General features: G+C 49.8%; 8 protein-coding genes. All 8 read right to left on the bottom strand.

Annotated elements, in window-relative coordinates; translation table 11 throughout:
* Window positions 1-88 precede the first annotated feature (88 nt).
* Window positions 89-4,117: a DNA-directed RNA polymerase subunit beta gene (gene rpoB, locus U868_RS0118445; RefSeq protein ID WP_025154589.1), complete on the bottom strand. Its 4,029-nt coding sequence runs from the start codon at window positions 4,115-4,117 to the stop codon at window positions 89-91.
* Window positions 4,118-4,465: 348 nt separating this feature from the next.
* A complete protein-coding gene (gene rplL / locus U868_RS0118450; protein ID WP_004242306.1) occupies window positions 4,466-4,831 on the bottom strand; it encodes a 50S ribosomal protein L7/L12 in 366 nt (121 codons plus the stop codon).
* 66 nt (window positions 4,832-4,897) lie between these two features.
* A complete protein-coding gene (gene rplJ / locus U868_RS0118455) occupies window positions 4,898-5,395 on the bottom strand; it encodes a 50S ribosomal protein L10 (protein ID WP_004242307.1) in 498 nt (165 codons plus the stop codon).
* Between the two features lie 320 nt (window positions 5,396-5,715).
* Window positions 5,716-6,417, bottom strand: a complete 702-nt coding sequence (gene rplA, locus U868_RS0118460) for a 50S ribosomal protein L1 (RefSeq protein ID WP_025154590.1) — start codon at window positions 6,415-6,417, stop codon at window positions 5,716-5,718.
* Between the two features lie 3 nt (window positions 6,418-6,420).
* The gene (gene rplK, locus U868_RS0118465) at window positions 6,421-6,849 is read right to left on the bottom strand and encodes a 50S ribosomal protein L11 (protein WP_004238484.1); all 429 of its coding nucleotides are present in this window, start codon (window positions 6,847-6,849) and stop codon (window positions 6,421-6,423) included.
* A gap of 149 nt (window positions 6,850-6,998) precedes the next feature.
* Window positions 6,999-7,544: a transcription termination/antitermination protein NusG gene (nusG, locus tag U868_RS0118470; protein WP_025154591.1), complete on the bottom strand. Its 546-nt coding sequence runs from the start codon at window positions 7,542-7,544 to the stop codon at window positions 6,999-7,001.
* A 10-nt stretch (window positions 7,545-7,554) separates the two neighbouring features.
* Entirely contained in the window at window positions 7,555-7,932 is a 378-nt protein-coding gene (gene secE / locus U868_RS0118475) for a preprotein translocase subunit SecE (RefSeq protein WP_025154592.1), read from the bottom strand.
* A gap of 274 nt (window positions 7,933-8,206) precedes the next feature.
* Window positions 8,207-9,376 (bottom strand): elongation factor Tu (gene tuf, locus U868_RS23770; protein WP_025154593.1); only part of this gene is annotated, 1,170 nt, incomplete at its 5' end.

The following is a 9,376-nucleotide window of genomic DNA, read 5'->3' on the forward strand; positions in this document are numbered from 1 at the left end:
TAGACCTGTGAGACAAACGGTCGTCTGTTTGTCCCTTAAACCAGATTTACTGGTGCTGCCCGTGTACCACGGGCAGCCACAACGGTAATTACTCGTCTTCCAGCTCGATATTGATACCGAGGGAACGGATTTCTTTCAGCAATACGTTGAAAGATTCCGGCATTCCCGGTTCCATCTGATGACTGCCGTCAACGATGTTTTTGTACATCTTCGTACGACCGTTAACGTCATCCGATTTCACCGTCAGCATCTCCTGGAGGGTGTAAGCGGCACCGTATGCTTCCAGTGCCCACACTTCCATCTCCCCGAAGCGCTGACCACCGAACTGTGCCTTACCACCCAGCGGCTGCTGGGTAACCAGGCTGTAAGAACCGGTAGAACGCGCATGCATCTTGTCATCAACCAGGTGGTTCAGTTTCAGCATGTACATATAGCCGACGGTAACCTGACGCTCGAACTGCTCGCCGGTACGACCATCAAACAGTGTGATCTGACCAGAAGTCGGTAAGCCACCCAGAGTCAGTAATGCTTTGATTTCCTGCTCTTTTGCACCATCGAATACCGGTGTTGCTGTCGGCATACCTTTTTTCAGGTTATTCGCCAGACGCAGAACTTCTTCATCACTGAAGGTGTTCAGATCCACTTTCTGACGCGGGTCATTACCCAGGTCATAGGCTTTCTGGATGAATTCGCGTAATTTCGCGATTTCCTGCTGCTCTTTGATCATCTGGTTGATTTTGTCACCGATGCCTTTCGCAGCCATACCCAGGTGGGTTTCCAGAATCTGACCGATGTTCATACGCGATGGTACGCCCAGCGGGTTCAGTACGATGTCAACAGGGTTACCTTTTTCATCGTATGGCATATCTTCGATAGGGTTAATTTTGGAGATAACCCCTTTGTTACCGTGACGACCCGCCATTTTATCACCAGGCTGGATCTGACGTTTAACGGCCAGATACACTTTAACGATTTTCAGCACGCCCGGTGCCAGATCATCGCCCTGGGTGATTTTACGGCGTTTCGCTTCCAGTTTCTTGGCGAACTCAGATTTCAGTTCGTCATACTGCTCGGCCAGCTGTTCTAACTGATTCTGTTTTTCTTCATCAGTCAGAGCCAGTTCCAGCCAGCGCTCGCGCGGCAGTTTGTCCAGTTTGTCCGCTTCCATACCGCCGTTGATCAGAACAGAACGGATACGGCTGAACAGACCGGCTTCCAGAATCTGGAGCTCTTCGGTCAGGTCTTTCTTCGCGTCACGCAGCTGCATCTCTTCGATTTCGAGAGCACGCTTGTCTTTTTCCACGCCATCGCGGGTAAAGACCTGGACGTCGATAACCGTACCGGAAACACCGTTCGGTACGCGCAGAGATGAATCTTTCACATCTGACGCTTTTTCACCGAAGATAGCACGCAGCAGTTTCTCTTCCGGGGTTAACTGTGTTTCACCTTTCGGTGTCACTTTACCGACCAGAATGTCGCCGCCTTTCACTTCCGCACCGATATACACGATACCGGATTCATCCAGTTTGGAGAGCGCTGCTTCACCCACGTTAGGGATGTCGGCGGTGATCTCTTCCGGCCCCAGTTTGGTGTCACGGGACACACAAGCCAGTTCCTGGATGTGGATAGTGGTGAAACGGTCTTCCTGAACCACACGCTCGGATACGAGGATGGAGTCTTCGAAGTTGTAACCGTTCCATGGCATAAATGCCACGCGCATGTTCTGACCCAGTGCCAGTTCGCCGAGGTCAGTTGACGGACCATCAGCCAGCACGTCACCGCGCTCAACCGGCTCACCCAGCGATACGCAAGGAGTCTGGTTGATACAGGTGTTCTGGTTAGAACGGGTATATTTGGTCAGGCTGTAGATGTCGATGCCCGCTTCGCCGGCATACATTTCATCTTCATTTACCTTGATTACGATACGTGATGCGTCAACGTACTGAACCATACCGCCGCGTCTGGCTACGGCTGTAACACCGGAGTCAACCGCTACCGCACGTTCCATACCGGTACCAACCAGCGGCTTGTCAGCGCGCAGAGTCGGAACCGCCTGACGTTGCATGTTCGCACCCATCAATGCACGGTTGGCGTCATCGTGTTCCAGGAACGGGATCAGGGATGCACCGACAGAAACCACCTGCTGGGTGGAAACGTCCATGTACTGAACCTGATCACGGCTGAATAAGCTGGATTCACCTTTGTTACGGCAGGTGATCAGTTCATCAACGAAGTGACCTTCGTCATCTAACACGGTGTTTGCCTGTGCAATGATGAAGTTACCTTCTTCGATTGCAGACAGATAATGAATTTCATCGGTAACAACATCGTCACGCACTAAACGGTACGGGGTTTCCAGGAAACCATATTCGTTAGTCTGTGCATAAACAGATAAGGAGTTGATCAGACCGATGTTCGGACCTTCAGGGGTCTCGATAGGACATACGCGGCCGTAGTGAGTCGGGTGAACGTCTCGTACTTCGAAGCCGGCACGCTCACGGGTCAGACCGCCCGGGCCTAATGCAGAGATACGGCGTTTGTGCGTAATTTCTGACAGCGGGTTGTTCTGGTCCATAAACTGGGACAGCTGGCTGGAACCAAAGAACTCTTTAACCGCAGCAGAAATCGGCTTGGCGTTGATCATATCCTGAGGCATCAGGTTATCCAGATCACCCAGAGACAGACGCTCTTTCACCGCACGCTCAACACGGACCAGACCGACACGGAACTGGTTCTCTGCCATTTCACCGACAGAACGGATACGACGGTTACCTAAGTGGTCGATATCATCCACTTCACCGCGGCCGTTACGGATGTCGATCAGTTTCTTCATGACATCAGTAATGTCCTGCTGGCTCAGGATCCCGGTACCGTCAGAGTCATCACGACCCAGTGAACGGTTGAACTTCATGCGGCCGACCGCAGACAGATCGTAACGATCTTCAGAGAAGAACAGGTTCTCGAACAGGTTTTCAGCAGCTTCGCGGGTTGGCGGCTCACCAGGGCGCATCATACGGTAGATTTCTACCAGTGCGCTTAAACGATCGTTGGTCGGGTCAACACGCAGGGTTTCTGACATGTAGGCGCCGTGATCCAGGTCGTTGGTGAACAGGGTTTCAATGGTTTTGTGACCGGACTGACTCAGACGCGCCAGCAGATCCAGTGACATTTCCATGTTCGCCGCACAGATTAATTCGCCGGTCGCTTCATCGATGTAATCACGCGCAACCACTTTACCTGCGATATATTCGACAGGCACTTCAATCTGGTTAACTTCGTCTTTTTCCAGCTGGCGGATATGACGGGCAGTGATACGACGACCTTTCTCAACATAAACTTTACCGTTCGCTTCGATATCGAAGGACGCGGTTTCACCACGCAGACGCTCAGGAATGAGGGTCATGGTCAGTTTATTGTTGCGGATTTCAAAGGTGGTTTTTTCGAAGAACAGATTCAGAATGTCTTCGGTGCTGAAATTCATCGCACGCAGAATGATCGATGCCGGTAATTTACGGCGGCGGTCAATACGGACAAATAAGTTGTCTTTCGGATCGAATTCGAAATCCAGCCATGAACCACGGTAAGGAATGATACGTGCGTTATACAGCACTTTACCGGAAGAGTGTGTTTTACCTTTGTCACTGTCAAAGAACACGCCCGGGCTGCGGTGTAACTGAGAAACGATAACACGCTCAGTACCGTTGATAACGAACGTTCCGTTTTCAGTCATGAGCGGAATCTCGCCCATGTAAACTTCCTGTTCTTTAATATCTTTAACTGTGCCTTCCGGTGCTTCACGCTCGTAAACAACCAGACGCAGTTTTACGCGCAGCGGTGCGGAAAAGGTCACGCCGCGGATCTGACATTCTTTAACGTCAAATACCGGCTCACCCAGACGGAAGCTGACATATTGCAGTTCAGCATTACCACTGTAGCTCTGAATCGGGAAAACGGAACGGAACGCGGCTTCCAGGCCGTTCTGACCGTCCGGATCGAGTTCAATGAATTTCTGGAATGAATCCAGCTGGATAGAAAGGAGATACGGTACATCCAGCACTTGCGGACGTTTACCAAAATCCTTACGAATACGTTTCTTCTCGGTATAGGAGTAAACCATAGGGTTCCTCAGCTCGCTTGATCAGTGACCCGGCCTGCCCGTATCGGACGGACAGTCGCTACAACTATCTAATTTGGACAGAAAATTGAACATTTTCTGTTAATACCCATTGCTATTACTCTTAAATCATTTCATTGCGCTGCTGACTACCGAGCTACCCGAGCGAATCGCAGTCATAAACACAGTATATTAAGTCGTCAATAGCAAAAAGTATTCGGAGAGTTTGCGGGTGTCAGATAACACAACTGTTACCCCGAAAACACACGCATGCGCATTAGCGCAAAAAGGCTGGTGACCAATAAGTCACCAGCCATCAGCCATTTTCAGGCTGCTACTGCAAAAAGTGGCTTATTTAACTTCAACTTCCGCGCCAGCTTCTTCCAGAGATTTTTTCAGAGTTTCAGCTTCATCTTTGCTCACACCTTCTTTCAGTGCAGCAGGTGCGCTTTCAACTAAGTCTTTAGCTTCTTTCAGGCCCAGACCAGTTGCGCCGCGAACAGCTTTGATTACTGCAACTTTGTTAGCGCCTGCAGCTTTCAGAATAACGTCGAACTCAGTTTTCTCTTCAGCAGCTTCAGCAGGACCCGCAGCAACTGCTACAGCAGCAGCAGCAGAAACGCCGAATTTTTCTTCCATCATGGTGATCAGTTCAACAACGTCCATTACAGACATTTCAGCAACTGCGTCCAGGATTTGTTCTTTAGTGATAGACATACGATATGTTCCTAAAATTCAGAATAAGTTTATACGTTAAAAAGCAACGAAGAAAAGAAAGAGCAATTAAGCAGCTTCTTTCTGATCGCGTAACGCTGCCAGAGTGCGAACCAGTTTGCCTGCAGAGGCTTCTTTCATGGTTGCCATCAGGCGCGCGATTGCTTCTTCGTAAGTCGGGAGTGTTGCTAAGCGATCGATATCTTTCGCTGCAATTAACTCACCTTCAAAGGCTGCGGCTTTAATCTCGAATGCAGGGTTCGCTTTCGCGAATTCTTTGAACAGACGAGCAGCAGCGCCCGGGTGTTCATGAGAAAATGCAATCAAGGTAGGACCGACGAATACGTCTTTCAAGCACTCAGAAGAGGTACCTTCAACAGCACGACGCAGCAGGGTGTTACGTACTACACGTACAGTAACGCCAGCTTCACGACATGCTTTACGCAGACCGGTCATTTTATCTACAGTCACACCACGGGAATCCGCGACAACTGCAGACAGCGCACCTTTGGCAACTTCGCTGACTTCAGCAACAATCGCTTGTTTGTCTTGAAGATTTAATGCCATTAGCTTCTTGCTCCTGGTTTAGCCGGGTAATACAACCCCGGAACTCACTTCACTCAGCACCGGAAGGTGGAGAGCGCTAAAACACGGTGAGCAGAATACTCGAATAAAATTCTTGTGGCTCTGTCACCGTCTACGCAGGAAAATTAAGTAATCACTTACACCTGCGGTCTTGGACGGGGCCCGGAAAAGGCCGGGCTCCAACCGAAATTCTGGGCTGTGCCTGATTCCGTGATATTTCACTAAATCAAATACAGCAAACATTGGGCGTCAGATTCTACAGAAACCTGACCCCAATGTAAAGCGCTTACTATCCGCAGATATTAAGCAGCAGCAGTCAGACCGGACTGGTCGATTGCAACACCCGCACCCATGGTGGTAGACAGGCTGACTTTCTTGATGTACACGCCTTTCGCTGAAGATGGTTTTGCTTTTTTCAGCGCAACCAGCAGAGCTTCCAGGTTTTCTTTCAGTTTATCAGTGTCGAAATCTACTTTACCGATAGTGGTGTGGATGATCCCGTTTTTGTCGTTACGGTAACGAACCTGACCCGCTTTAGCGTTGTTCACAGCTTCAGCAACGTTAGGCGTTACAGTACCTACTTTCGGGTTTGGCATCAGGCCGCGCGGGCCTAAGATCTGACCTAATTGGCCAACAACGCGCATTGCATCCGGAGATGCGATAACAACGTCAAAGTCCATTTCGCCGGCTTTGATTTTATCAGCCAGGTCTTCCATACCAACCAGTTCTGCGCCTGCAGCTTTAGCAGCTTCAGCGTTAGCGCCCTGTGCGAACACAGCGACACGGACAGAACGACCGGTACCGTTTGGCAGTACAGTTGCACCGCGAACGTTTTGATCAGATTTACGTGCATCGATACCCAGGTTAACGGCAACGTCAACGCTTTCAACGAATTTAGCAGTCGCTAATTCTTTCAGCAGGGCTACGGCTTCATTGATGTCGTACAGTTTGGTCGCATCAACTTTTTCACGGATATTGCGCATGCGCTTGGTCAGTTTAGCCATCGATTAACCCTCCACTACCAGGCCCATGGAACGAGCAGTACCTTCGATAGAACGCATCATAGCTTCTACATCGGCACCAGTCATATCCGCTGCTTTAGTCTCAGCAATCTCACGAACCTGAGCAGAAGTAATTTTACCTACTTTCTCTTTGTTCGGTTTGCCGGAACCAGATTTCAGACCTGCAGCTTTCTTCAGTAAAACTGCCGCCGGCGGAGTTTTAGTGATGAAAGTGAAAGAACGGTCAGCATAAACGGTGATAACAACCGGGATTGGTAAACCTTTTTCCATGCTGTCTGTTTTGGCGTTAAACGCTTTACAGAATTCCATGATGTTCACACCCTGCTGACCCAGTGCAGGACCAACCGGCGGACTTGGGTTTGCCATACCAGCTGCAACCTGCAGTTTGATATAGGCTTGTACTTTCTTAGCCATTTAAAAAATCCTCAATATGGGTAATAGCGCCGGTTATCCCGGCTCCCCTATGAATACAGGCCCGCGTAAAAAACGCGAACCCCTGAAAAACAAAAGGCGCGAAATTGTAGATAAATTTCCCGCCCTTTGCAAGCCCGGAAAAAAAACCGTTACGGTTTTTCGACCTGACTGAAATCCAGTTCGACCGGTGTTGCACGACCAAAAATAGAGACTGATACCTTCAGGCGGCTCTTCTCATAGTCGACTTCTTCAACAACACCATTAAAGTCTGCAAACGGACCATCGGAAACACGGACCATTTCGCCCGGCTCGAACAGCGTTTTCGGACGCGGCTTATCACCCACCTGCTGCAGGCGGTTCATAATCGCATCAACTTCTTTATCGCTGATCGGTGCAGGACGATCGGATGTTCCGCCGATGAATCCCATTACACGCGGTACGTTACGCACCAGATGCCAGGATGCATCGTTCATCACCATCTGGACCAGGACATAGCCCGGGAAGAATTTGCGCTCACTTTTGCGGCGCTGACCGCTGCGGATCTCGACGACTTCTTCCGTTGGCACCATGACTTCGCCAAATGAATCTTCCATCCCGTTGATTTTGATATGTTCACGCAGAGACTGCGCAACCCGGCTCTCGAATCCGGAGAAAGCCTGGATGACATACCAACGTTTTTTAGGAGAATCCGACATCTTTAGAACCTCAGAAGGATGTTATATAGGAAACAAGACGGACAAGGATACCATCAAGGCCCCATAACACTAACGACATAACCGCTGTGACTGCCGCAACGATCAGTGTTGTATGCAGTGTTTCCTGACGTGTAGGCCAGATCACTTTACGCATTTCAACCCGTGCTTCGCGGGCAAAAGTCAGTGTCGCTCTGCCTTTCGTTGTCCACAGTGCAATACCACCGGCTAATGCGATGACGACAACAACTGCCAGCGCACGCAGCGCAAGATTAAATTCGCGGAAGTAGTAGTTCCCGCCGATGGCTGCGATCAGCAGAACTGCGACCACTAACCATTTGGCAATGTCAGCACCACGGCCGTTTTGTTGAGCTTCGCTATTCGCACTCATAAACCAACCTGTAACCATGAAATAAAAAAGTCAGCCGGACTGCCTCGCTGTTGCAAAACAAATCAGACCAAAATTAGGGACAGATGCAATTGTATCTGACTTGGCGTCATAATCCAGCATGAGTTTCGTATTCTTCGAGATACTCACCATTCGTTGCGTGAGAGCCTATCTCACCAGTAGTTGATGATCAACTAGTGATGAGATAGGTTCTTCATAAAACAACGCAGAAAAAGGGCATCAAATGATGCCCTTTTTAGGATTATTACATCCGTAATTAACCCATTACTTTCGCTACAACACCCGCGCCAACGGTACGGCCGCCTTCACGGATTGCGAAACGCAGACCATCGTCCATCGCGATTGGGTGGATCAGGGTGACGATCATTTTGATGTTGTCGCCCGGCATTACCATTTCAACGCCTTCCGGCAGTTCGATCATACCTGTTACGTCTGTGGTACGGAAGTAGAACTGTGGACGGTAGCCTTTGAAGAATGGAGTATGACGACCACCTTCATCTTTGCTCAGAATATAAACTTCTGATTCAAATTTGGTGTGTGGTTTGATTGAACCTGGTTTAGCCAGAACCTGACCACGTTCGATTTCTTCACGCTTGGTACCACGCAGCAGAACACCGACGTTCTCACCAGCACGGCCTTCGTCCAGCAGTTTGCGGAACATTTCAACACCGGTACAGGTCGTTTTGATCGTGTCTTTGATACCCACGATTTCAACTTCTTCACCGACTTTAACGATACCGCGCTCAACACGACCGGTAACAACAGTACCACGGCCGGAGATTGAGAATACGTCTTCGATTGGCAGCAGGAACGGCTTGTCAATTGCACGCTCTGGTTCCGGGATGTAAGAATCCAGGAAGCCTGCCAGTTCAACGATTTTCGCTTCCCACTCTGCTTCGCCTTCCAGTGCTTTCAGCGCTGAACCGCGAACGATTGGAGTGTCGTCGCCAGGGAAATCGTACTGAGACAGAAGTTCACGAACTTCCATTTCAACCAGTTCCAGCAGCTCTTCATCATCAACCATGTCACATTTGTTCAGGAATACGATGATGTAAGGAACGCCAACCTGACGACCTAACAGGATGTGCTCACGGGTCTGTGGCATAGGGCCATCAGTTGCAGCAACAACCAGGATAGCGCCGTCCATCTGTGCAGCACCGGTGATCATGTTTTTAACGTAGTCGGCGTGCCCCGGGCAGTCAACGTGCGCGTAGTGGCGGGTCGGAGTATCGTACTCTACGTGAGAAGTAGAGATGGTGATACCACGTGCTTTTTCTTCAGGCGCGTTATCGATCTGGTCGAATGCACGAGCGTTACCGCCGTAAGTTTTTGCCAGAACGGTAGTGATTGCAGCAGTCAGGGTAGTTTTACCGTGGTCAACGTGGCCGATAGTACCAACGTTAACGTGCGGTTTCGTACGTTCAAA

It is taken from the genome of Morganella morganii H1r (genome assembly GCF_000633515.1).
Taxonomy (GTDB): Bacteria; Pseudomonadota; Gammaproteobacteria; order Enterobacterales; family Enterobacteriaceae; genus Morganella; species Morganella morganii_B.